The following is a 23567-nucleotide window of genomic DNA, read 5'->3' on the forward strand; positions in this document are numbered from 1 at the left end:
TTCGGCAAGGCGCGAGAGACGGTGTTTCGGCCTTCCCCTCACCCCCGAATCAGGTGGACCGTCGCGTCACCCGGCAGCGCAGATCGCGCCCACGGTGAGTCGCGCCCGCCGCCGCCAAGAGTTAAGACATGCCCAACAAGATGTTGATCGATGCCACCCACCCGGAAGAGACCCGGGTCGTCGTGGTCCGCGGCAATCGCGTCGAAGAGTTTGATTTCGAGACCGCGCAACGCAAGCAACTGCGCGGAAACATCTACCTCGCCAAGGTCACAAGGGTCGAACCCTCGCTCCAGGCCGCCTTCGTTGAATATGGCGGCAACCGCCACGGCTTCCTCGCCTTCAGCGAAATCCATCCCGACTACTACCAGATCCCCGTCGCCGACCGGCAGGCGCTGATCGAGGCCGAGGAGCAGGCCCATCGCGAGGCCGAGGAAGAGAGCGAGAACCGCTCCCACGGCCGCCGCCGTTCGCGCCACCGTAATGCCCGCCGCCGCGGTCACGGCGAGCGCGTACGCAGCGAGATCGTCGAGGGCCTCGACGCCGGCGCCGATCCCGCCGCCCAGCCGCTCGAGGGTGCGTCTCTGCCGGAGTACACGGAAGGCGCTACGCTCGAGGGCGAGCATCTGCACGCCGAGGCGGAGCAGCACGGCGAGCACGATCACGACGACCACGGGCACGACGACCATCACCACGCCCATGACGATGATCACCCTCACGATCATGACGACCATGGTCATGACGGCGAACACGATCATCACGACCGTGACCATGCCGATGAGACGCCCGCGCCCGTCGCCGCGGTTGGCGCAGAACCTGTCGTGGCCAGCGAGCCCGTTGCCGAGCCGCAGGAGGCCCAAACCTTCGAAGGTCACGCCGTCGAGGCTCACGCTTCCGAAGCACATGCCTTCGAAGCACATGCCGAGGCCCTCGCCGAAGCCGTGACGTCGGCCACGGAGCCGGCAGATGCCGTCTACGCCGCCGGCGAGAACACTGAAGCGCCGCATGCCGAAGCCGCGGAAGCAGCCGGCGAAGACGACGACGAGGACGAAGAAGACGGCGAGGAAGCCGAAGAGGAAGTCGTCGAATCCGTCGGCGGCGACGACGTGCTGGAGGAAGTGCCGGAGCGCACCTTCCGCCCGCGCCGCCAGTACAAGATCCAGGAAGTCATCAAGCGCCGCCAGGTCATGCTGGTGCAGGTCGTCAAGGAAGAGCGCGGCAACAAGGGCGCAGCGCTCACGACCTACCTCTCGCTCGCCGGCCGTTACGCCGTGCTGATGCCCAACACCGCGCGTGGCGGCGGCATCAGCCGCAAGATCACCAGCGCGCAGGACCGCTCGCGCCTGAAGGAAGTGGTGCAGGATCTCGACGTGCCCGAGGGCATGGGCATCATCCTGCGCACCGCAGGCGCCTCCCGCACCAAGCCCGAGATCAAGCGCGACTTCGAGTACCTGATCCGGATGTGGGAGACGGTGCGCGATCTGACGCTGAAGTCGCAGGCCCCGACCCTCGTCTACGAGGAAGGCTCGCTGATCAAGCGCTCGCTGCGCGACCTCTACAACAAGGAGATCGACGAGATCCAGGTTGCCGGCGAAGGCGGCTACCGCGAAGCGCGCGACTTCATGAAGATGCTGATGCCCGCCAATGTCAGCGCGGTGAAGCAGTATCGCGACGGCCAGCCGCTGTTCTCGCGCATGGGCGTCGAGAGCCAGCTCGACGCGATGTTCTCGCCGACCGTGCAGCTTCGCTCCGGCGGCTATGTCGTGATCAACCAGACCGAGGCGCTGGTCTCGATCGACGTCAACTCGGGACGCTCGACCCGCGAGCACCATATCGAGGATACCGCGCTCAAGACCAATTTGGAGGCGGCCGAAGAGGTCGCCCGCCAGCTCCGACTGCGCGACCTCGCCGGCCTGATCGTCATCGACTTCATCGACATGGACGAGAAGCGCAACAACCGGGCGGTCGAGCGCAAGCTGTCCGACTGCCTCAGGCAGGATCGCGCGCGCATCCAGGTCGGCCGCATCTCGCATTTCGGCCTCTTGGAGATGTCGCGCCAGCGCATCCGCGCCAGCGTGCTCGAGAGCTCGACCGATCCCTGCCCGCATTGCGGCGGCACCGGCCATGTCCGTTCGGTGTCTTCGGTGGCGCTGCAGCTCTTGCGCGGCCTCGAAGAGATCCTGATGAAGGGCGCGACCCACAATCTCGTGGTCCGCACCCGCACCGACGTCGCGCTCTATGTCCTGAACCACAAGCGCGGCCATCTGCGCGATCTCGAAAACGGCTTCAAGGTCACGCTCGCGGTGATTGCCGATCCCAGCGTCAGCGGCCCGCAGGCCTACCTCATCGACCGCGGCGAGCAGGTGCACACGCTGGAAGCCGCCAAGGCGCTGCTCGCGGCGCAGGCCGCTGCGAGCCCACCGCCCCAGGCTGAAGAAGCCTATGACGACGAGGAGTTCGATCCGGAGCTGGAATCCGAGATCGAGTCCGAGGAGACCGAAGGTCTCACCGAGGAGCAGGCTGCCGGCGAGGCAGCCGCCGAGCAGGACGGCCAGCGCCGCAAGCGCCGCCGACGCCGGCGCGGCCGCGGTGGCCAGCGCGACGGCGAGTTGCGTGAGGATGCGGCACCGACCCTGCCCGAGCCGGCGATGATCGCGAGCGAAGGCGAGGAAGAGGCCGAGGCCGAGCAGGACGGCGAGGAAGGCGACGAACAGGCAGCCCGTGGCGAGCAGCAGGGCGGCGGCGAGCGCCGGCGTCGGCGTGGTCGCCGTGGTGGACGCCGCCGTCGCGGCGGAAGCGAAGAAGGTCTTGCCGGCTCCATCAGCGACGAGTTCGCTGCGAGTGCGCCGCCGGAAGCGAGCGATGCGGTTGCCGATTTCGACGGCAATGACGGCGAGGCTGCGCCCTCGATCGCAGAGGCCGAACCCGCCGCCGAGCCGCAAGTCACTCGATACGTGACCGACCCCGAGCCCCGCGCCGAGGTGCAGGCTGAGGCACCGGCGCAGCCTGAGCCGGCTGTCGCTGCAGCGGACGAAGAGCCCGCCGACGACAAGACCGCGCGGCGCCGCTCCACGGTCCGCGAAAAGGTGAGCTTCCTGTCGAGCAGCACGAGCGAGCCGGCAACGCCAGTTGCCGCAGCGCCGGAGCCGGTCGCTCCGCCGGCACCGGCCCCTGAGCCCGCGCCGGAAGCGGCAACCGAAACGCCGGCCGCGCCGCGCCGCGCCGGCTGGTGGTCCCGCCGCTTCGGCGGCGGCGAATAGGCCCGACACAAAATAAAAAACGCCCGGCCTGGCCGGGCGTTTTTCGTTTCGGGACTAGCTCAAGCGCTACGACGGCAGCTCGTCATCCCCGAGCGGCGCGACGTCGCGCGCCGCGATCTGGCGAAGCTGGTCGTAGAGATCGGGCGCCTCGCTGGTGCAGAGACAGACGCCTGTTGCGGAAGCCGCTTCGCCGGCGTTGAGGTAGGCGTGGCCCATGGTGCTGTCGAGATAGATGCCGTCGCCCTCGCCCAGGATCTCCGGCGCGTAGAACTCGGTGTGGACGGCGACGCGTCCGCGCGTCACCACGAAATACTCCTCGCCGCTATGGCGGAGCAGCGGGCCGAACTCCTCCAGCGAGCGCGCGCGAACCTCGGCCACGATCGGCACCATGCGTTTGCCGATCAGGTCTGTGCATTGATAGGTGTAGGTATAGAACTTCGTGGTGATCACCTGGCCCTGCCCGGCCCGGCTGATGCTGCGCCGCGCCGTCACCGGCCGCCCCTGTGCTGGCGCCGCGACCGCCGGATTGAACAGCTCGGCGATCTCCATCTTCAGGCCCGAGGTGAGCTGGAGCAGCTTGTCGTAGGTCAGCGACATCAGGCCGTTCTCGACCTTGGACAAGGTCGAGAGCGCCATCCCGGTCCGCTCCGCCACCTGCTTCAGCGTCAGCCCGCGCGTCTGGCGGGCGGCCTTGAGGCACTGGCCGAGCTGCGAATTGGCAATTTCGGGCGTCGTGATTTCACTCATGATCACGATGCTAGCACGACGGAAGAAAAATAGTTGATCGATCGACCTAATCTTTTCGACCGAAACAGTCCGAAACGGTCCTAGTTGGCAGCTGACTGGGCAACCCGGGAGCCACTGGCGTATGAAATAGCTCGGTCTGACGAATATTGGTGCGCCACTCTGCTTTCCGATATGCTAAATCGTTTTCATAATTTGAAAGGGAGCGGGTGTTGACCGAACTGTGCGATTCCAGTGCCGTTGAGCTGCGCCGCCTGCTGGCCGCGCGGACGATCTCGCCTGTCGAGCTGCTCGACGCCTGCCTGGCGCGCATCGCCGCGGTCAACGGCGCCGTCAACGCCGTTGTGACGCTGGACGAGCCTGGCGCACGCGCAGCTGCGAAGGCGGCCGAGGCGGAGATCATGCGCGGCGAGGATCGCGGCGCGCTGCACGGCCTGCCGGTCCTGATCAAGGACACCCAGGACACCGCCGGGATGCGCTCCACCTATGGCAGCCCGCTGCTGCGCGACAACGTGCCCGTCGCCGACCAGGGCTCGGTTGCTCGCTTGCGCGCGGCCGGCGCCATCATCTTCGGCAAGACCAACACGCCGGAATGGGCGGCGGGCGGCAATACCCGCAATCCCGTGTTCGGCGCGACCGGCAATCCGTTCGATCCCATGCGCTCGGCGGCCGGCTCCTCCGGCGGCTCGGCGGTCGCGCTCGCCTGCGGCATGGCCCCGCTCGCCTCGGGCTCCGACACCGGAGGCAGCTTGCGCAATCCGGCCGGCTTCTCCGGCATCGTCGGCATGCGTCCGTCCTACGGTCTCGTACCAAGTGAAAAACGCATCTTCGGCTGGTCGAACCTCTCGACCGACGGACCGATGGCGCGCAACGTCGCTGACGCCGCGCTGATGCTGTCGGTGATGGCAAGCGACGATGCCCGCGATCCGCTCGCCTACACCCTGCCCGGCGAGCCGATGCGTGCGCGCGCCGAGCGCTGGGCCGCGCCGCGCCCCGCCGATCTCGGCAAGCTGCGTCTGGCCTTCACCGAAGATTTCGGCTTCGCACCCACCGAGCAGGCGATCCGCCGCGTATTCCGCCATCGCGTGAGCAAGCTTGCGCCGCTGTTCGCCGAACGCCGCGAGGCGAGCCCCGACTGCACCGGTGCGGACGACACCTTCGCCGTGCTGCGCGCAGGCATGTTCCTGGCGACGCATGGCAAGAATTACAAGGAGCGTCCCGGGATGCTCGGACCGAACGTCCGCGCCAATGTCGAGGAAGGCCTCGGCTATGCACTCGAAGACTACGCCCGCGCGGCCACGACGCAGACGCGGATCTATCGCGCCTACCAGACCTTCTTCGCAAATTGCGACGTGCTGATCAGCCCGACCATCACGCTGAGCCCGCGTCCCTGGTCGGAGCTCTATCCCGCCGAGATCGACGGCGTGCCGACCAAATCCTATTTCCACTGGCTCGCGCTCGCCTATGCCGTCACGCTTGCGGGACATCCCGCGATCAGCATTCCGCTCGGTCTCGACGAGGGCGGCCTGCCGTTCGGCCTGCAAATCGTCGGTCCGCGCGGCGGCGATGCCATCGTGCTCTCGGTTGCCGCCAGCATCGAGGCCGCGTTCGCGAACGATGCGCAATTGTGCCGGCCCGTGCCCGACCTCGCACGGCTCGCCGCGGCGCCGCCGCTGTCGGCCGCGCCCGATTTTCTCACCTGGGAATGACCTGACAGGAGAATTTGTCCGATGCAAAGCGCGATCGTTCTCGGCGGCGGCATGGTCGGTGTGGGTGCGGCGCTGCACCTGCAGCGGCGCGGCTGGGCCGTCACGCTCGTCGACCGCAGGGAGCCGGGCCGCGAGACCAGCTATGGCAATGCCGGGATGATCCAGGCCGAAGCCGTGCGCCCCTACCCGATGCCGCGCGACCTCGCTTCGCTCGTGAAGATCGCGACCGGCCGCACCAACGACGTGCGCTACAGCCTGTCCTCGCTTCATCGCCACATCGAGCCGCTGCTGCGCTACTGGTGGCATTCGGCGCCGAAGCGACATCGCGAAGCCATCGTCGGCTGGGCGCGCCTGATCGGCTACGCCACGAGCGAGCACGACACCCTCATTCGCGAGGCCCATGCCGACAATCTGATCCGCCGCGCCGGCTATCGCGCGTTGTACCGCGACGCCGCCGCCCTGGAGCACTCGATCAAGGACGCGGAGCAAGACCAGCGCGAATTCGGCGTGAACTTTCGCGTGTTGTCAGGCAGCGAATTGACAAAGGCAGAGCCGATCCTGCGCGACGATCTGCCCGGCGCGATCCACTGGCTCGACACCTGGACGGTGTCCGATCCGGGCGCGCTGGTGACGGCCTATGCCGAACTGTTCGTGCGCCTCGGCGGCAGAATCGTGCTCGGTGATGCGCAGTCGCTGCAGCAGACCGCGAGCGGCTGGTCGGTCGACACCGATCAGGGGCGCATCGACGCCGCCCATGCCGTCGTGACGCTCGGGCCATGGTCGCCGGATCTCCTGTTCAAGTTCGGCTATCGCATCCCGCTGGTGCGCAAGCGCGGCTACCACATGCATTACAGCGGCGGTGCCTCGCTCGATCTGCCGCTCGTCGACAAGGGCGGCGGCTACGCCATGGGTCCGATGGCCAAGGGCATCCGCATCACCACCGGCGCCGAGCTGACCGGTCCCGATGCGCTCGCAACACCGGTGCAGCTCGCCAGCGCCGAAGCCTCCGCGCGCGAGCTGATCGATCTCGGCAAGCGCGTCGAGCCCGATCCGTGGTTCGGCACCCGCCCCTGCACGCCTGACATGCTCCCGGTGCTCGGACAGGCCCCGCACCATCCCGGCCTCTGGATGAACTTTGGTCACGGCCACCAGGGCTTTACTCTGGGGCCTGCGACCGGGCGCCTGCTCGCCGAGATCATGAGCGGCGAGACGCCGTCGATCGATCCCGCGCCGTACCGGCCGGAACGGTTCTAGCCCTCCGCGCTTGCGGCAAGCACCGCGAGCGCAGCCGAGAGGCGCAGCAACGGATCGTCCCATTCGCGGGGGCTGCGCTGGCGGAACAGCCGCATGGTCGGATACCACGGGCTGTCATCGCGATCGCGCAGCCAGCGCCAGTCGAGCGCGTAAGGCGTCAGCATCCACACGGTGCGTCCCAGCGCGCCGGCGAGATGCGCGACCGACGTGTCGACGGCGACGACGAGATCGAGCGCCGCGACCGCCGCCGCGGTGTCGGCGAAATCGCCGAGCGCGGGCGCAAGATCGATGATGTCAGGGCCGAGGGCCGCGAGCACCGCAGCATCCTCCGGCCGCGGCTCCTTCTGCAGGCTGTAAAGCTGCACGCCAGGCATCGCGAGGCGCGGCAGCATGGCCTCCGCGGAGAGCGAGCGCTGGCGGTCGCCCTTGTGCCTGGCATTGCCGGCCCAGACCACGCCGACCTTCAGCGCCGTCACCTCCCCAAGCGCCGCGCGCCAGCGTGACAGTCTTGCGGGATCGGGATGCAGGTAGGGAACGTCCGCCGGGATGGTGTCGAGCGTGGTGCCGAAGATGCGCGGCAGGCTCATCAGCGGCAGTTGCAGATCGAACGGCGGCAGCGGCGCGCCGCGCGGGATCACGGTGACGTCGGGCAGCTGCCGCAGCAGCACGGCGAGCGCGGGCTGGACCTGCAAAATGATCCGTCCGCCCTTCGCCGTCACCATCGGCACATAGCGCACGAAATGCAGGGCGTCGCCGAGGCCGTATTCGGCGAACAGCAGCAATGTACGCCCCTCGAGCGGCTCGCCCTGCCATTCCGGCTCGGCGAACACGGGATCGCCGTCCGACAGCATCTTGCACTTCCGTCGCCAGCGATAGGCATCGAAACCTTCAGCGAAATGGCCGTTCATCAGCAGGAAATGCGCGTGGTTGTACTGCGCCAGCGGCTGCTCCGGATCGAGCGCAATCGCACGATGCGAAACCGCGAGCGCCTCGTCGATCTCGCCGGCATTGCGCAGCGCGACCGCGAGATTGGCGTGGCCCTTGGCATAGTTGGGATCGGCGACGACCGCGCAGCGGTGCGCCGCGACCGCATCGGCAGCGCACTCCTGCTTCTCGAAGATGATGCCGAGATTGGTCCAGGCCGGGGCATGATCCGGCTTCAGCAGCAGCGCGTGCTCGCAAGATGCAATCGCCTCGTCCAGCGCGCCGAGCTCGGAGAGACAGGCGCCAAGATTGCTGGCGATCACGTGATCCGACGGATCACGCGCAAAGCTCCGCCTGTAGATCTCGGCGGCCTCCTGCAGGCGACCTGCCTCGTGCAGGACGAGTCCGAGCAGGCGCAGCGCCGGAGCATTATCCGGCGCAAGCGCGATCGCGCGGCGGTACTGGACGATGGCGTCCTCGAGCAATCCTCGCCGATAGAGCACCTCGCCGAGATTGCACAGCAGCCTGGGATCATCGGGGTTTTCGTCGAGCGCGCGGCGATAGGCCGCCTCCGCCTCGTCGAGGCGCGCCTGGTCCACAAGGAGATTGCCGAGATTGAGCCAGACGCCGCGATATGAAGGCTCCCGCGCGATCACCGCGCGATAAGCCTCTTCGGCCTCCGCGAGCCGCCCCTGCTCCGCAAGCACGACGGCGAGGTTGAAGCAGGCCCGCGTCAGATGCGCATCGAGCGCCAGCGCGCGGCGATAGGCGGCCTCGGCCTCGTCGAAGCGCGCGAGCTCGCCGAGCGCCACGCCGAGCTTGTTGTGCAGGCCGGCATCATCAGGCCGCCGGACCAGCGCGCGCCGGAATGCGGCGACCGCCCCCTCCTGCTCGCCCTTCACCGCGAGCGCATCGCCGAGCGTGACGAGCGCCGGCGCGTGCTCGGGATCGACGCTGAAGATGCGGCCGAGCAGCGCGGCGCCCTCTGCCGCACGGTCGCTGACGAAGGCGGCGACGGCGGCCAGATGCAATGCCGGGACGTGATCCGGGTCGGCCTTCAGAACCTCCGCGCAGAGTGCATCCGCCTCATCCGGCCGCCCCGCCGCAAAATGCTCCGCCGCCTGCAACACAATCGGATTCACAGCCGCATTGCCCACGATGCCACCCACCCCTTCGAGCTCCGAGATGCGGGTTAAACGCGCGAGATCGAAAATTCCGTCAGTCGGCGCGCTCAGTGAGCAGTGTCCTGATCCGGTCGGCGTCATCAGGCGTCGCCGGGTTGTAGACGATCATGCTGAGATCGGGCCGGCCCTCGACATTGAAGCTCGAATATTCGAACGACATGGTGCCGTGAACGGGATGCCGCAGCCGCTTGGTGCCGTCGCCATGATGGCGGACGTCATTGTCGCGCCACAGCGCCGCGAATTCCGGGCTGGTGCGGCACAGCTCGTCGACGAAATCGGCGACGTGCGAGACGGCGCCGGCGCGCGCGGCATCCGCCCTGAACGCCGCCACCACGAAGCGGGCGACGCTGTCCCAGTCATACTGCGCGGCGCGCACGCGCGGATCGCAGAAGATGAAGCGCAGGATGTTGCGCTGGCCCGGCGGGATGGCGCCGTAGTCGGTCAGCACCACGCTTGCGGCCCGATTCCAGGCGACGACGTCCCAGGTCGCGGTGCGCACCAAGGCGGGGCTGAACGCGAGCGCGTCGAGCACGCGCTGCAGCCGCGGCGAGACGCCTTCCGCCGCCTGATAGCGCACCTCGGGCGGCCGGCCGAGACCGATCAGGAACAGGTGCTCGCGCTCGACATCGGTCAGCATCAAGGCGCGGGCGATACGGTCGAGCACGTCGGCCGATGGCGCCCCGCCGCGGCCCTGCTCCAGCCAGGTGTACCAGGTCGGGCTGATATTGGCGCGCTGGGCCACCTCCTCGCGTCGGAGCCCGGGCGTGCGCCTGCGGCTGCCGCTGAGGCCGAACGCGGCGGCATCGAGCCGGGTGCGGCGGTCCTTCAGGTAGGTCCCGAGCAGGTTTTCGGCGGTCGCGGTCTCGCTCATCCTGTTAGCTATTATACCCTGATAATGTCACTACTTTACCCGGATAATCCTAGCGTAGATGGTCGTCTCCACCAACCCCGAGGAGATATCTCATGCGTGTATTCGTCACCGGCGCCACCGGCTTTGTCGGCTCCGCCGTCGTGCGGGACCTGATCGCCGCCGGCCACACTGTCACCGGCCTCGCCCGGACCGACGCCGGCGCGGCGACCGTCGCGGCGATGGGCGCCGAGGTCCATCGCGGCTCGCTGGAGGACCATGCTTCCTTGCGCAGCGGCGCGGCTGCCTCCGACGGCGTGCTTCATCTCGCCTTCAACCACGACTTCTCGAAATTCACCGAGAATTGCGAGCTCGACCGCCGCGCTATCCTGGCCATCGGCGAAGAGCTCAGAGGCTCCGATCGGCCGCTGATCGTCACGTCAGGCGTGGCCCTGCTCGCGCCGGGACGGCTCGCGACCGAGGATGACGCGGCGGCCCGCCACTTTCCCCGCGTTTCGGAAGCGACCGCCGAAGACCTCATGCAGCAAGGCGTCCGCGCCGGCATCGTGCGGCTTCCGCCCACGACCCATGGCGAGGGTGACCACGGTTTTGTCCCGCGCCTCATCGCGATCGCCCGAGAAAAAGGCGCCGCGGCCTATATTGGCGATGGCAGCAACCGCTGGCCGGCCGCGCACCGCATCGATGCCGCGCGGGTCTACCGGCTCGCGCTGGAGCAAGGCGCATCCGCCCGCCGCTATCACGCCATCGCCGAGGAAGGCGTGCCGTTCAAGGAGATTGCGGAGGTGATCGGCAAAAGGCTCGCCGTATCAGTGGTCTCGAAATCCGCTGACGAAGCCGAGCAGCATTTCGGCTGGTTTGCGCGGTTCGCTGGCATCGATGTCCCCACCTCGAGCGCGAAGACGCGCGCAGCTCTCGGCTGGGAGCCGAAAGAAAAAGGGCTGATCGAGGATCTCGACCAGCCCCATTACTTCAAGGTCTGACGGCGCGGCTCGCGCCGTCCGATCCGGATCAGTCGGTCGTGATCGCCGTTTCCATGTCGGTCGGATCGATCTGCTTGGAGAGATTGGCGTTGAGCTTGTCGCGGTCGAGCTCACCCTCCCACCAGGCGACGATCACGCAGGCCACGCCGTTGCCGCACAGGTTGGTCAGTGCGCGGCATTCGCTCATGAACTTGTCGATGCCGAGCACGATCGCCATGCCCGGCACGAGGCGCGGATCCACCACCGCGAGCGTTGCCGCCAGCGTGATGAAGCCCGCACCGGTGATGCCGGAGGCGCCTTTCGAGGTCAGCATCGCCACCACCAGGATGGTCAGCTGCTGGCCGAAGGAGAGATCGACGCCGAGCGCCTGGGCGATGAACAGCGTCGCCAGCGTCATGTAGATGTTGGTGCCGTCGAGGTTGAACGAATAGCCCGTGGGCACCACGAGGCCGACCACCGACTTCGAGCAGCCGAGCCGCTCCAGCTTCTCCATCAAGGACGGCAGCGCGCTTTCCGACGATGAGGTGCCGAGCACGATCAGCAGCTCGTCCTTGATGTAGGCGAGGAACTTGAAGATCGAGAACCCGGCCATGCGTGCGATGATGCCGAGCACGACGAACACGAACAGCGCAGCCGTGACGTAGAACGTCGCGATCAGGCCGATCAGGTTGAGGATCGCGCCGGTGCCGAACTTGCCGATGGTGTAGGCCATCGCACCGAACGCGCCGATCGGCGCCGCGCGCATCACGATCGAGATGACGCCGAACACCGCATGCGCGGCATCGTCGATGAAGCTGCGGATGGTGTGGCCGCGCTCACCCAGGCTCATGATGGCGAAGCCGAACAGCACCGAGAACAGCAGCACCTGCAGGATCTCGCCTTGCGCGAAGGCGCCGACCACGGTGTCCGGAATGATGTGCAGGACGAAGTCGACCGACTTCTGGCCGGCGGCCTGCTTGGCGTAGTTCGCAACGGCCGCTTCGCTCGCCGCCGCGTTGCCGAAGCCTGCGCCCGGCCTGACGAGATTGCCCACGATGAGGCCGATCACCAGCGCGAAGGTCGAGACGACCTCGAAATAGACCAGCGCCTTGACGCCGATGCGTCCGACCTTCTTGGCGTCCTGGATGTGCGCGATGCCCGAGACCACGGTGCAGAAGATGATCGGGGCGATCACCATCTTGATCAGCTTGATGAAGCCGTCGCCCATCGCCTTGATCCAGTCGTTGGTGGCGAACGTCGGCCAGAGCCAGCCGACGATGGCGCCGAGCACGATGGCGATCAGCACCTGGACATAGAGAATTTTGTACCACGGCTTGGCTGCGGCCGGCGCGACCGGCGCCCCCGCCATCGTTGTCGTCGTCATCGTTTCACTCCCCCTCAAACATTGGGGCCAGCCAAGATCAACTTGGCCGGCCCTGTCAATTGGAACCACTCGGAATGGTGCGCTTTACCCGCGACGGTCGACGAGCCGGCGCGCCGCCGGCATCAGCGTCGCGCCCAGCGCGTTCTTGACCAGGGACGCCGCGATGAACGGCGCAAGGCCGACCTGCCAAGCCTTGGCGACGCCAAGACCGAGGCCAAAGGCCAGCCAGCCGAAGCCGGCCGCCAGAATGACGATGTGGCCGACGGCCATCGCGGCGAACAGCAAGACCACGCTGCGATCCCAGCCGCGCTCGGCGAGCCAGCCGGTCACGAAGGCAGCGAGCACGAAGCCGAACAGATAGCCCGCAGTCGGGCCGACCAGCGGTGCAATCCCACCCACGGGACCGGCGAACACCGGCAGGCCAAGCGCACCCTCGGCGAGGTAGGCGATCATGGTTGCGCTGCCAAGGCGCCAGCCATAGGCGGCGCCGATCATCAGCACCACCAGCGTCTGCAACGTCATCGGCACGTAAGGCAGCGGCAGATTCACCTTGGCTGACAGCGCCATCAAGGCGGTGCCGAGCGCGACCAGCACGACAGCGCGCAGTGCGCCGACAGCTTCGCCCGGACGGGTCGGCCACATCAATGCGGCGAGAGGAGAATGCGTGGCGGCGATGGGCGCGGAACGGTCAGACAAGTTGCACTCCGAAAAGGCTGGCGAAAACTGGCGGCTATTTAAGCCAGTGAGCGATCCGGTCAACTGCCTCCCGCATCTCTTCTGCCGAACGGGCATAGGAGAACCGTATGAATGAACGGCCATGGATGGGATCGAAATCGACGCCCGGCGTCGCCGCCACATGGGCCTGTTCCAGCATCTGCTTGGCGAATTCGAAACTGTCGGAAGTGAAGTCCGACACATCGGCATAGAGGTAGAACGCACCATCGGCCGGCAAGAACTTGCTGAGGCCCGCTTTGGGCAGTCCCTCGATCAAAATGCGCCGGTTTTCCTGATAGCCGTGCTTGATCTCCTCCATCTCGGCCGCGCCGTCGAAGGCAGCCTCGGCCGCGATCTGCGACAGCGACGGCACCGAGATCGACAGGTTCTGCTGGAGCCGCTCGATCGGGCGCACCAGAACCTCGGGCACGACCATCCAGCCGACGCGCCAGCCCGTCATGCAAAAATATTTCGAGAACGAGTTGATCACGAGTGCGTGGTCCGACAGCGCCGCTGCCGTCACCGCCGGAAACGCGTAGTCCAGCCCGTGATAGATCTCGTCGGAGATGAAGCGGATTTTTGCGTCTTCCGCCGCCGCGATCAGGCCGGAGAGCGCCTCGCGGGACATCATCGTTCCCGTTGGATTGGCGGGGCTGCCGACCAGCACGCCCTTCAGCGGCGCCTTGCGATGCGCGGCGAGCAGCGCCTCGCCGGTCAGCGCATGACGCGTCTCGTTCGTGGTCTCGATCAGCACCGGCTCGCAGCCGAGCGCGGTCAGGATGTGGCGGTACGGCGGATAGCCCGGCACCGTCACGGCGACGCGGTCCCCGGGCTCGAACATCGACAGGAACGCGAGGATGAATCCGCCGGACGAGCCCGTCGTCACCACGATCCGTTCGGGGCTGACGTCACACCCATGGACGTCGCGGTAGTGCCGCGCGATCCGCTCGCGCAAGGAGGGGATGCCGAGCGCGGAGGTATAGTCGATCCGGCCGGCCTCGAGCGCGGCATGGGCGGCCGCGATCGCGGTTTTCGGCGCGCCGGCCGCGGGCTGGCCGACCTCCATGTGGATGACATGGCCGCCGGCGGCCTCGATTCGGGCCGCGGCGGCCATCACGTCCATCACCATGAAGGGGGGAACGTCGCTGCGGCGGGAGGGCTCGAGCCACTGCCCCAACCGGTTCCTCAATGTCGCATCCTGCATCGATTTCTGCTATTTCGCTGGCGGACCGGTCCGTCCGGTCCTTCAAAACGGGGCGCTTGCGCCCCAGACTGGCCGCATTGTACGGCTCATAAGGGGTACGGCTCATAGGCCATATCGCGTATCCAGTCCGCCGCCAATCGCCAAAACCAATCACGAAAACTGCATTCCAGGTCCCTTTGCCGAGACCGTTTGACCCAGACCGCTTGATGTTGCTCCAGACCGCATTGCGCAAGAAGGCCTCCGCCCTCACCGCCCTCGTCACGGCCGCGGCGATCGCACTGGCGCCGCTCCCGGCGGCACGTGCGCAGAGCAAGGGGCCGCCGATCCTGCGCGATACCGAGACCGAACAGCTGCTGCGCGAATACACCCGCCCGATCCTGCGCGCCGCCGGTCTGGAAAAGCAGAACATCCAGATGGTGATCATCAACGACGGTTCGTTCAACGCGTTCGTCGCGGACGGCCGCCGCATCTTCGTCAATTACGGCGCGATCCTCCAGTCGGAGACGCCGAACCAGATCATCGGCGTGCTCGCCCACGAGACCGGGCATCTGGCCGGCGGCCATCTGTCCAAGCTGCGCGAGCAGCTCGCCAACGCGCAGACCCAGATGATCATCGCGATGCTGCTCGGCGCCGGCGCGATCGCCGCCGGCAGCACCCGCAGCTCCAGCGCCGGCAACAACGGCCTTGCCAATGCGGGCGCTGCCGCGATCGCAGGTCCCCAGGAGATGATCCGCCGCACGCTGCTGTCCTATCAGCGCCAGCAAGAGGAGAACGCCGACCGTGCCGGCGTGAAATTCCTGACCGCGACCCAGCAGTCGCCGAAGGGCATGTACGAGACCTTCAAGCGCTTCACCAGCGAGAGCCTGTTCGCCTCGCGCGGCGCCGACCCCTATCTCCAGTCACATCCGATGCCTGCCGAGCGTGTCGCGGCACTGCAGGAGTTCGCCAGCAGCAGTCCCTATTGGGACAAGAAGGACGATCCGGCGCTCCAGCTCCGTCACGACATGGTGCGCGCCAAGATCTCGGCGTTCATGGAACGGCCGGAGACGGTGTATCGCCGCTATCCGCAGACCAATGACAGCATGCCGGCGCGTTATGCCCGGGCCATCAGCACCTATCTGCACGGCGATCTGCGCAGCGCACTCGCCCAGATCGACGCGCTGATCCAGGTCCAGCCCAACAACCCGTACTTCTACGAGGTACGCGGCCAGGCCCTGCTCGAGAGCGGCAAGCCCGCCGAGGCCATCGCTCCCTTGCGCAAGGCGGTACAACTCTCCAACAACTCGCCCCTCATCGAGATGTTACTTGGGCAGGCTCTGGTTGGAACCGATAATAAAGCCTACACCGACGATGCCGTTCGGATTCTCCGCGCCGCGGTAGCGCGGGAGCCCGAGGCGGTGCTCGGCTATACCCAGCTCGCGATGGCCTATGGCCGGAAGGGCGACTATGCCGAGGCGGATCTCGCCTCGGCGCAGGCCGCTTACCTGCGCGGCGACAACAAGACCGCCCGCGAGCTCGCAACGCGCGCGAAAACCCGTTTCGCCGTCGGCACGCCCGGATGGGTCAAGGCCGACGACATCGTGGCGGCCAAGCCGCCGCGCAACTGACCAGAACGACGCCTTGAGACCACGACGTCACGACACCGAGCTTTGAGTCCGCCGGGACGTTTTCCGAAACCTGCTTTGGATAAGAGGATTTGCCTATGCCTTCGCTGCGTCTGCTTGCCCCCGCGCTGTTTGCGCTCGCCATGTTCGGCGCAGCCGCGCCCGCGTCGGCCGACAGCTTCTCCGATGCCCAGCGCACCGACATCGAGGCGATCATCAAGAACTATCTCGTCACCCACCCCGAGGTGCTCGAAGAGGCGATGACCGAGCTCAGCAAGCGCCAGGCCGCGGCCGAAACGCAGAAGCACGAAGCCAGCATCGCGCAGAACGCGGAGGCGATCTTCAACTCGCCGCGCCAGGTCGTGCTGGGCAACAAGGACGGCGACGTCACCTTCGTCGAGTTCTTCGACTACAATTGCGGCTATTGCAAACGCGCGATGGACGACATGCTCAGCCTCATGAAGAGCGATCCGAAGCTGAAGGTCGTGCTGAAGGAGTTTCCGGTGCTGAGCCAGGGTTCGGTGGAAGCGGCGCAGGTCGCCGTCGCCGTGCGCATGCAGGATCCCACCGGCAAGAAATATCTCGACTTCCACCAGAAGCTGCTCGGCGGCCGCGGCGCGGCCGACAAGGCGCGCGCCATGCAGGCGGCCAAGGAAGCCGGGCTCGACACCGCGAAGATCGAGAAGGATATCGCCAGCCCCGAGGTGCGCGCCACGATCGAGGAGAACTTCAAGCTCGCGGAGGCGATGGGCATGAACGGCACGCCGAGCTACGTGATCGGCAAGCAGATCGTGATCGGCGCGGTCGGCGTTGAAGGCCTGAAGGAAAAGATCGGCATTGCCCGCTGCGGCAAGGCGACCTGCTGATTGCACGTTTTTCGATATTGAAGGCGCGAAAAGGCCGGCTGAAAAGCCGGCCTTTTTCTTACACGAAACCTTGGCGCAATCCTGCCAACTCATTCATCCGGCATTCAACAAACAAATACCACGGAACAGGCGAAGTTCCGGAACAACTCAAATCTCCTTTCGTTGTCGGCGCGGGCAATGACGCGCAAAGAAACACGTGAGGAGAATTTCGATGTTGAACCGCTTTATGATCTCGGTTGCCGCACTGGCGCTCGTCGCCGGCACCGGTCTGGCGAACGCACAAGACAAGGGCCGCGACAGTGGCGGCGCTGGCTCGCAACAGCAGATGCAGCATTCGCAGCCGTCCGGTGGCGCCGCTGAGCGCGGCTCGATGGGCCGTGACTCCGCTCATGAGAAGGGCACCGTTGGGCAGGCCGGTGGTGCCGGCAGCATGAAGTCCGATCGGGCCGCCGACGACAAGTCGTCCGGCGCGATGAAGGACGAGCACCGTGGTCGCGAGATGAACAAGAACGCCGCCGAGGACAAGGCCGGCGCGACCAAGGGCCAGCGCACCGATGAACGCGCGCAAGGTCAGATGGACAAGTCTCAGCAGGACAAGTCCAAGAGCATGAGTCAGGACACCACCAAGTCCGGCCAGAAGGACAAGGACATGAAGGCTGAGGGCAGCAAGAGCGGCACCTCGACCAACAATGCCGAGACCCAGAAGGGTACTGGCACGAGCACCAACCAGAACGCCCAGGGCCAGACCGGCACCAACACGACGGTCGGCCAGGCTGGCGCCGGCGCCAAGCTCTCGACCGAGCAGCGGACCCAGATCACCTCGGTGATCCGCGAGCAGCGCGTGGCCCCCGTGACCAATGTGAACTTCGCGATCTCGGTGGGCACCCGCATTCCGCGCGAGGGCATCGAGCTGCACGCCCTGCCGTCCCGGGTTGCGACGATCTATCCGGAGTGGCGCAGCTACCGCTATGTCATGGTCCGCGAGCAGATCGTGATCATCGATCCGAACACCTACGAGATCATCGCGGTTCTCGACGTCTAGGGTTGACGACAACTATCCCGGGGGCGGGCAGCAATGCCCGCCTCCTTGCGTTTGGCCGGCAGCCATGCTTTGGACTGGTTAACAAGCAATTTCCGTAGCTTCCGCACAGGTTTTTGCACCCAGGATGAGGTGCCTGAAGCCCCTTGGGAGGTCCTTCAAGGCTTCCCCTAGGGCGCTTTGTTACCTATAACCCCGCCACGCCGAAGCACCTCTTCCGGGATTGGAATGGCAGAACCAGCAACCGACACGATCCTCGTTCTCAACGGGCCGAACCTCAACATGTTGGGGACGCGCGAGCCTGAAAAGTATGGTCATGCGACACTGGCGGACGTCGAGGCGCTGTGCCGCGAGACGGCGGCGACGTTCGGCCTCAAGGCCGACTGCCGGCAGTCCAACCGCGAGGGCGAGCTGATCGACTTCATCCACGAGGCGCATGCGCGCAAGATGAAGGGCATCATCATCAATGCCGGCGGCTACTCGCACACGTCGATCGCGCTGCACGATGCACTGCTCGCGGTGCAGATTCCGACGGTCGAGGTGCACGTGACCAACATCCACGCCCGCGAGAGCTTCCGTCACCATTCCTACACCGCGCGCGCGGCGTTCGCTTCGCTGTGCGGTTTCGGCATCGAGGGCTACCGCCTCGCCATCCAGGGCCTTGCCGCCAAGCTCGGCATCAAGCCCAAAGCCTGACGCTCCCTTCCAACAGAACATTCGGATCAAGCAACATGGCGCGCCAGCCAGACGACAAAGCAGCCGCAAAGTTTTCCAGCGAGGATTCCGCGCTCGTCCGCGAGCTCGCTCTTCTGCTCGACGAGACCAGCCTCACCGAGATCGAGATCGAGCGCGCGGGCCTGCGCCTGCGCGTCGCCCGCAACATCAGCGTCGCCGCGACGATGCCGATGCCGCTCGCGGCTGCTCCTGCCCTGCCGGCAGCCGTAGCCGCAGCAGCGCCCGCAGCCGCAGCAGCCGATTTGTCCAAGCATCCGGGCGCCGTAACCTCGCCGATGGTCGGCACCGCCTATTGGGCGCCGGAGCCCGGCGCCAAGCCGTTCATCGACGTCGGCACCAAGGTCTCGGTCGGCCAGACGCTGCTGATCATCGAAGCCATGAAGACCATGAACCAGATCCCCTCGCCGCGCGCCGGCACGGTGACGCAGATTCTGGTCGAGGACGGCCAGCCGGTCGAGTACGGCGAGCCGCTCGTCATCATCGAGTAATTGTTGGGGGCGGCCAGCCCACCCTCGCAGCCTTCCGCGCGCCAGTCCCTCAAGGGCACCATGTTCGACAAGATCCTCATAGCCAACCGCGGCGAGATCGCCCTTCGCATCCTCAGGGCCTGCAAGGAGCTCGGGATCGCGACCGTCGCCGTGCACTCGACCGCCGATGCCGACGCCATGCATGTGCGCCTGTCGGACGAGAGCGTCTGCATCGGGCCGCCGGCGTCCAAGGACAGCTATCTCAACGTGCCCGCGCTGCTCGCGGCCTGCGAGATCACCGGCGCCGATGCCGTGCATCCCGGCTACGGCTTCCTGTCCGAGAACGCGCGCTTCGCGGAAATCCTCGGCGAGCACAATCTGCATTTCATCGGCCCGAAGGCCGAGCACATCCGCCTGATGGGCGACAAGATCGAGGCCAAGAAGACCGCCAAGCGGCTCGGCATCCCCGTGGTGCCCGGCTCCGACGGCGCGGTCGGTCCCGACGATGACGCCATGGCGATCGCGAAGAAGATCGGCTTTCCCGTGCTGGTGAAGGCGGCGGCGGGCGGCGGCGGCCGCGGCATGAAGGTCGCGCACAGCGAGGCCGACCTCCAGCTGGCGCTGTCCACGGCGGCCAACGAGGCCAAATCCGCCTTTGGCGATGCCTCCGTTTACCTGGAAAAATATCTCCAGAAGCCGCGCCATATCGAGATCCAGATTCTCGGCGACGGCCGCGGCGGCGCGATTCACCTCGGCGAACGCGACTGCTCGCTGCAACGCCGCCACCAGAAGGTCTGGGAGGAAGGCCCCTCGCCCGTGCTGGCCGCCGCCGCGCGCGCCAAGATCGGTGAGACCTGCGCGAAAGCGATGCGCGAGATGAAATATCTCGGCGTCGGCACCATCGAATTCCTGTTCGAGGACGGCGAGTTCTACTTCATCGAGATGAACACGCGCATCCAGGTCGAGCATCCCGTCACCGAGAGCATCACCGACATCGACCTCGTGCTGGAGCAGATCCGCATCGCCGCCGGCGGCGATCTGCCGGCGAAGCAGGAGGAAGTCCAGGTCATCGGCCACGCGATCGAGTGCCGCATCAATGCCGAGCATCCGCAGACCTTCCGCCCCTCGCCCGGCCGGATCCAGCAATACCATCCGCCCGGCGGGCTCGGCGTCCGGATCGATTCGGCCGTCTACCAGGGCTACACGATCCCGCCTTATTACGACTCGCTCGTCGGCAAGCTGATCGTGCACGGCAAGACACGCGCCGAATGCCTGATGCGGCTGCGCCGCGCGCTCGACGAGATGGTGGTCGAAGGCATCGAGACCACGCTACCGCTGTTCCGCGCGCTGGTGCGCGAGGACGACATCATCAACGGCGACTATCACATCCACTGGCTGGAACAGTATCTGGCCGGCAAGGCGGAACCCACCCCCAAATAAATCCCGCGCCCGGGGGAACCCGTTGCCTTTACGGGCGTTTTGAGCAGCTGGGAGCTATTTGAAAAAGGGGGCGTTGGATTTTCCATTGGTCTGCGCGGGGCGACACCGTCGTGAAGGCTGAAGCGCAGCGGCGGCGCGCATTTTGGCAGATCCTGCTGTTCGCAGCGGGCCTGCTCGTGCTGACCGTGATCAGCGCCGGCTCGGTCTACCTCGTCAACAAGGCAAGAGACGACAGCAAATGGGTGCTCCACACCATCGAGGTGGAGAACCAGGTCAATACGCTGTTGCTCGAGGTCCGACGTGCCGAGAGCAGCGCCCGCGGCTTTCTCCTGACGCAGGGACCGGATTTCCAGTCGGATCACGAGAGGGCCGTCGCAGCGATCATTCCGGCACTCGACAAGCTCACGCGCCAGATCGGCGACAGTCCGGCGCAGCGCGACAGCGTCGAGAAGCTGAGCGCCGCGATCGAGGTCCGGCTCGGCCAGTTCGCGCGCGAGATGGACTTCGTCAAACAAGGTCAACCCGACAATGCCAAGGCACTCGTGCGCGAGGCCGCCGGCGGCACCACGACCACCACGATCACCAACCTCGCCAACGCGATGATCCGCGAAGAGGAACGGCTGTTCCGGCAGCGCTCCGTCAATGCCGACCGCAGCCAGACGCTGGCCGCCTCCCTCACCGGCATCGGCTCCGGTCTCGTGGTGGTGCTCGCCCTGATCTCGATCTGGCTGCTGCGGCGCTCGGCGCGCATCCGTGACGAGGCCGAGACGCGCCTGCGCGATGCCAACCTCAATCTGGAGGCCGTCGTCGACGAACGCACGGCCGACCTGCGCGAGGCCAACAACGAGATCCAGCGCTTCGCCTATATCGTCAGCCACGATCTGCGCTCGCCGCTCGTCAACATCATGGGCTTCACCAGCGAGCTCGAGGAGCTCGGCGGCGACATCTTCCGCCGCGTCAGCAGCCTCACCCACGTCCCGGCCGACGGGCCGCCCTTGGCCTCCGGCGAGATCACGCTCGAAGGTCCCGACAAGCAGCTCTCCGAGGATTTTTCCGAGGCGCTCGGCTTCATCAAATCGTCGATCGCCAAGATGGACCGGCTGATCTCGGCGATCCTCAACCTCACCCGCGAGGGCCGGCGCGAATTCCAGCCGGAGAAGATCGACATACGCGAGTTCGTCGAGGCCATCGTGTCGACGCTGGCGCATCAGGCCGTGGAAGCGCAGGCCACGATCCACGTCGAGCCGCTGCCTGATATCGTCAGCGACCGCCTTGCGCTGGAGCAGATCTTCTCCAACCTGATCGACAACGCGATCAAATATCTGAAGAGCGGGGCGCCCGGCGAGATCAGAATTCGCGGGCGGACCAAGCTCGGCTACGCTATCTTCGAGATCAGCGACAACGGCCGCGGCATCGATCCGAAGGATCATCAGCGGATATTCGACCTGTTCCGCCGTGCGGGAACCCAGGACAAGCCGGGACAGGGCATAGGTCTTGCACATGTGCGTGCACTTGTGCGTCGTCTCGGCGGCACCATGTCGGTATCGTCGGAACTCAACGCGGGCAGCACGTTCACCATCACGCTGCCCGTCGCGTGGAACGCCAGCACCCGGAACCCAGATCGATGACGCAACCAGTCACCATCATCATGATCGAGGACGACGAGGGGCACGCCCGACTGATCGAGCGCAACATTCGCCGTTCCGGCGTCAACAACGAGATCATATCGTTTGCCAACGGCACCGATGCGGTGAAGCACCTGTTCGGCGCCGACGGCAGCGGGCTGCCCCAGAAGGGCAATGCCCTCTTGATCCTGCTCGACCTCAACCTGCCCGATATGAGCGGGATCGACATCCTGAAGCGGATCAAGGAGAACAAATATCTCAAGGCCTCGCCGGTGGTCGTACTCACGACCACCGACGACTCCCAGGAGATCAAGCGCTGCTACGAGCTCGGCTGCAACGTCTACATCACCAAACCCGTCAACTACGAGAATTTCGCCAACGCCATCCGGCAACTCGGGCTGTTCTTCTCGGTCATCCAGGTCCCGCCCGCCGCCCCATGAACCAGAGAACGCCGACACTGCTCTATATCGACGACGACGACGCGCTGGCGCGCCTGGTCGAACGCGGCCTGACCCGGCGCGGCTACAGGGTCGTTCATGCCGCCAGCGGCGAAGAAGGCCTCGAGCACATCCGTAAGGCCGCCGCCCAAGACGGCATCGAAGGCGGCATCGACGTCGTGGCGCTCGACCAGTACATGCCGGGCCTCGACGGCCTCGAGACGCTCGAGCAGATCATGGCGATCCCGGACGCTCCTCCCGTGGTGTTCGTCACGGCGTCGCAGGATTCCAGCATCGCGGTCACCGCGTTGAAGGCGGGTGCGGCCGATTATCTCGTCAAGGACGTTAAGGGCGACTTCATCCCCCTGCTCCACGTCGCCGCCGAGGGCGCGCTGCGTCAGGCCGAGTTGCAGAAGGCACGCGAGGAGGCGGAGGCCGAGATTCACGCCTCACGCGACCGCTACGCCGCACTTGCCGCCGAACGCGAGCTCTTGCTGCGCGAGGTCAACCACCGCGTCGGCAACTCGCTCCAGATCATCGCCTCGCTGCTGCACCTTCAGGCCAGCTCCGCCGCGCAGGACGAGGTCAAGGCCGCGCTGACCAACGCAATGGGTCGCGTCGCCGCGGTCGCACAGGTGCACCGCCGCCTCTACACCTCGCAGGACCTGAAGAGCGTGGTGCTGAACCAGTATCTGGACTCGCTGCTCGAGGATCTCAGGCGCTCGGCCGAAGGCAACCGGATGTCGCGCCTGACGCTGAAGGCCGAGCCAATCGAGATCGATCCGGACCGAGCCGTCGCCGTCGGCATCATCGTCAACGAGCTGGTGATGAACGCGGTGAAATACGCCTATCCCGACGGCGCCGGCCCGATCCATGTCGAGCTGACCTCGCAGGGCGAGGATCTGCTGCTGACGATCGCCGACGACGGCGTCGGCGACAACGTCAAGGCCGACCCGCGCTCCACCGGCATGGGTCAGCGCATCGTCGCGGCCATGGCCACCAAGCTCGACGCCTCGGTCGAGCGCGACCCCGCCCACAGCGGAACCCGCATCGTGCTGAGGTTCCAGCGCACGCCCGAACCGCCCGGCAAAGCCAATAACGCCGCCGCGAGCTGACCCGCACCTCGCCTCCCCCCATCGCAACCGCATTGCGA

19 protein-coding genes are annotated in these 23567 nt (G+C 66.4%); 13 read left to right on the plus strand and 6 right to left on the minus strand.

What is annotated here, in order from left to right; genetic code table 11:
- Positions 1 to 128: 128 nt before the first annotated feature.
- Positions 129 to 3257 carry an Rne/Rng family ribonuclease gene (locus tag JQ603_RS04780; protein WP_212336922.1) on the plus strand — a complete coding sequence of 1043 codons (3129 nt, stop codon included), beginning with the start codon at positions 129 to 131 and terminating at the stop codon, positions 3255 to 3257.
- 66 nt (positions 3258 to 3323) lie between these two features.
- Here the strand turns inward: JQ603_RS04780 and JQ603_RS04785 are convergent, their stop codons facing one another.
- Positions 3324 to 4004, minus strand: coding sequence for a helix-turn-helix domain-containing protein (locus JQ603_RS04785; protein ID WP_212336924.1), 681 nt, complete (start codon positions 4002 to 4004; stop codon positions 3324 to 3326).
- 209 nt (positions 4005 to 4213) lie between these two features.
- Here JQ603_RS04785 and JQ603_RS04790 point away from each other — a divergent pair, with 209 nt between their 5' ends.
- Both JQ603_RS04790 and JQ603_RS04795 read left to right on the plus strand, forming a co-directional pair.
- A complete protein-coding gene (locus JQ603_RS04790) occupies positions 4214 to 5710 on the plus strand; it encodes an amidase (protein ID WP_212336926.1) in 1497 nt (498 codons plus the stop codon).
- Positions 5711 to 5731: 21 nt separating this feature from the next.
- Complete coding sequence (locus tag JQ603_RS04795; RefSeq protein WP_212336928.1) at positions 5732 to 6964, plus strand: NAD(P)/FAD-dependent oxidoreductase; 1233 nt, start codon at positions 5732 to 5734, stop codon at positions 6962 to 6964.
- Here the strand turns inward: JQ603_RS04795 and JQ603_RS04800 are convergent.
- Positions 6961 to 9057, minus strand: coding sequence for a tetratricopeptide repeat protein (locus tag JQ603_RS04800; RefSeq protein WP_212336930.1), 2097 nt, complete (start codon positions 9055 to 9057; stop codon positions 6961 to 6963). The two genes, JQ603_RS04795 and JQ603_RS04800, sit on opposite strands and share 4 nt — an antisense overlap.
- Positions 9058 to 9106: 49 nt before the next feature.
- Positions 9107 to 9943, minus strand: coding sequence for a helix-turn-helix transcriptional regulator (locus tag JQ603_RS04805; protein ID WP_212336932.1), 837 nt, complete (start codon positions 9941 to 9943; stop codon positions 9107 to 9109).
- Between the two features lie 92 nt (positions 9944 to 10035).
- Here JQ603_RS04805 and JQ603_RS04810 point away from each other — a divergent pair, with 92 nt between their 5' ends.
- Positions 10036 to 10920, plus strand: coding sequence for an SDR family oxidoreductase (locus JQ603_RS04810; protein WP_212336934.1), 885 nt, complete (start codon positions 10036 to 10038; stop codon positions 10918 to 10920).
- Between the two features lie 28 nt (positions 10921 to 10948).
- On the opposite strand, the gene JQ603_RS04815 is transcribed toward JQ603_RS04810, so the two are convergent.
- The 3 genes from JQ603_RS04815 to JQ603_RS04825 all read right to left on the minus strand — a co-directional run bounded on the left by JQ603_RS04815 (position 10949) and on the right by JQ603_RS04825 (position 14201).
- Complete coding sequence (locus JQ603_RS04815) at positions 10949 to 12283, minus strand: dicarboxylate/amino acid:cation symporter (protein WP_212336937.1); 1335 nt, start codon at positions 12281 to 12283, stop codon at positions 10949 to 10951.
- Between the two features lie 84 nt (positions 12284 to 12367).
- Positions 12368 to 12925, minus strand: a complete 558-nt coding sequence (locus JQ603_RS04820) for a biotin transporter BioY (RefSeq protein ID WP_212338194.1) — start codon at positions 12923 to 12925, stop codon at positions 12368 to 12370.
- An 88-nt stretch (positions 12926 to 13013) separates the two neighbouring features.
- Positions 13014 to 14201: a pyridoxal phosphate-dependent aminotransferase gene (locus tag JQ603_RS04825; RefSeq protein ID WP_212336939.1), complete on the minus strand. Its 1188-nt coding sequence runs from the start codon at positions 14199 to 14201 to the stop codon at positions 13014 to 13016.
- Between the two features lie 206 nt (positions 14202 to 14407).
- Between JQ603_RS04825 and JQ603_RS04830 the strand changes: the two genes are divergently transcribed.
- From JQ603_RS04830 to JQ603_RS04870, 9 genes are all read left to right on the plus strand, one after another.
- A complete protein-coding gene (locus JQ603_RS04830) occupies positions 14408 to 15808 on the plus strand; it encodes a M48 family metalloprotease (RefSeq protein ID WP_212336941.1) in 1401 nt (466 codons plus the stop codon).
- Between the two features lie 95 nt (positions 15809 to 15903).
- Entirely contained in the window at positions 15904 to 16671 is a 768-nt protein-coding gene (locus tag JQ603_RS04835; protein WP_212336943.1) for a DsbA family protein, read from the plus strand.
- Between the two features lie 211 nt (positions 16672 to 16882).
- Positions 16883 to 17713: a DUF1236 domain-containing protein gene (locus tag JQ603_RS04840; protein ID WP_212336945.1), complete on the plus strand. Its 831-nt coding sequence runs from the start codon at positions 16883 to 16885 to the stop codon at positions 17711 to 17713.
- 225 nt (positions 17714 to 17938) lie between these two features.
- Positions 17939 to 18406, plus strand: coding sequence for a type II 3-dehydroquinate dehydratase (gene aroQ / locus JQ603_RS04845; RefSeq protein WP_018646964.1), 468 nt, complete (start codon positions 17939 to 17941; stop codon positions 18404 to 18406).
- A gap of 35 nt (positions 18407 to 18441) precedes the next feature.
- The gene (gene accB / locus JQ603_RS04850; protein WP_212336947.1) at positions 18442 to 18933 is read left to right on the plus strand and encodes an acetyl-CoA carboxylase biotin carboxyl carrier protein; all 492 of its coding nucleotides are present in this window, start codon (positions 18442 to 18444) and stop codon (positions 18931 to 18933) included.
- Positions 18934 to 18993: 60 nt separating this feature from the next.
- Positions 18994 to 20352, plus strand: coding sequence for an acetyl-CoA carboxylase biotin carboxylase subunit (gene accC / locus JQ603_RS04855; RefSeq protein ID WP_212336948.1), 1359 nt, complete (start codon positions 18994 to 18996; stop codon positions 20350 to 20352).
- Positions 20353 to 20462: 110 nt separating this feature from the next.
- Positions 20463 to 21980, plus strand: a complete 1518-nt coding sequence (locus JQ603_RS04860) for a sensor histidine kinase (protein ID WP_212336950.1) — start codon at positions 20463 to 20465, stop codon at positions 21978 to 21980.
- The gene (locus tag JQ603_RS04865) at positions 21977 to 22417 is read left to right on the plus strand and encodes a response regulator (RefSeq protein WP_212336952.1); all 441 of its coding nucleotides are present in this window, start codon (positions 21977 to 21979) and stop codon (positions 22415 to 22417) included. The genes JQ603_RS04860 and JQ603_RS04865 overlap by 4 nt, the downstream gene beginning before the upstream one ends.
- Positions 22414 to 23529 carry a sensor histidine kinase gene (locus JQ603_RS04870; protein ID WP_212336954.1) on the plus strand — a complete coding sequence of 372 codons (1116 nt, stop codon included), beginning with the start codon at positions 22414 to 22416 and terminating at the stop codon, positions 23527 to 23529. Before JQ603_RS04865 ends, JQ603_RS04870 begins: the two co-directional genes overlap by 4 nt.
- The last annotated feature ends 38 nt before the right edge of the window (positions 23530 to 23567 follow it).

Origin of the sequence: Bradyrhizobium liaoningense, assembly GCF_018130825.1 — a bacterium.
Lineage (GTDB): Bacteria > Pseudomonadota > Alphaproteobacteria > Rhizobiales > Xanthobacteraceae > Bradyrhizobium > Bradyrhizobium liaoningense_B.

What these genes read in the sequence shown, in the direction of transcription:
- JQ603_RS04780 (WP_212336922.1), top strand. Translation starts at nt 129, where the DNA reads ATGCCCAACAAGATGTTGATCGATGCCACCCACCCGGAAGAGACCCGG.
- JQ603_RS04785 (WP_212336924.1), bottom strand. Translation starts at nt 4,004, where the DNA reads ATGAGTGAAATCACGACGCCCGAAATTGCCAATTCGCAGCTCGGCCAG.
- JQ603_RS04795 (WP_212336928.1), top strand. Translation starts at nt 5,732, where the DNA reads ATGCAAAGCGCGATCGTTCTCGGCGGCGGCATGGTCGGTGTGGGTGCG.
- JQ603_RS04805 (WP_212336932.1), bottom strand. Translation starts at nt 9,943, where the DNA reads ATGAGCGAGACCGCGACCGCCGAAAACCTGCTCGGGACCTACCTGAAG.
- JQ603_RS04810 (WP_212336934.1), top strand. Translation starts at nt 10,036, where the DNA reads ATGCGTGTATTCGTCACCGGCGCCACCGGCTTTGTCGGCTCCGCCGTC.
- JQ603_RS04815 (WP_212336937.1), bottom strand. Translation starts at nt 12,283, where the DNA reads ATGACGACGACAACGATGGCGGGGGCGCCGGTCGCGCCGGCCGCAGCC.
- JQ603_RS04820 (WP_212338194.1), bottom strand. Translation starts at nt 12,925, where the DNA reads ATGTGGCCGACCCGTCCGGGCGAAGCTGTCGGCGCACTGCGCGCTGTC.
- JQ603_RS04825 (WP_212336939.1), bottom strand. Translation starts at nt 14,201, where the DNA reads ATGCAGGATGCGACATTGAGGAACCGGTTGGGGCAGTGGCTCGAGCCC.
- JQ603_RS04830 (WP_212336941.1), top strand. Translation starts at nt 14,408, where the DNA reads ATGTTGCTCCAGACCGCATTGCGCAAGAAGGCCTCCGCCCTCACCGCC.
- JQ603_RS04835 (WP_212336943.1), top strand. Translation starts at nt 15,904, where the DNA reads ATGCCTTCGCTGCGTCTGCTTGCCCCCGCGCTGTTTGCGCTCGCCATG.
- JQ603_RS04840 (WP_212336945.1), top strand. Translation starts at nt 16,883, where the DNA reads ATGTTGAACCGCTTTATGATCTCGGTTGCCGCACTGGCGCTCGTCGCC.
- aroQ (WP_018646964.1), top strand. Translation starts at nt 17,939, where the DNA reads ATGGCAGAACCAGCAACCGACACGATCCTCGTTCTCAACGGGCCGAAC.
- accB (WP_212336947.1), top strand. Translation starts at nt 18,442, where the DNA reads ATGGCGCGCCAGCCAGACGACAAAGCAGCCGCAAAGTTTTCCAGCGAG.
- accC (WP_212336948.1), top strand. Translation starts at nt 18,994, where the DNA reads ATGTTCGACAAGATCCTCATAGCCAACCGCGGCGAGATCGCCCTTCGC.
- JQ603_RS04865 (WP_212336952.1), top strand. Translation starts at nt 21,977, where the DNA reads ATGACGCAACCAGTCACCATCATCATGATCGAGGACGACGAGGGGCAC.
- JQ603_RS04870 (WP_212336954.1), top strand. Translation starts at nt 22,414, where the DNA reads ATGAACCAGAGAACGCCGACACTGCTCTATATCGACGACGACGACGCG.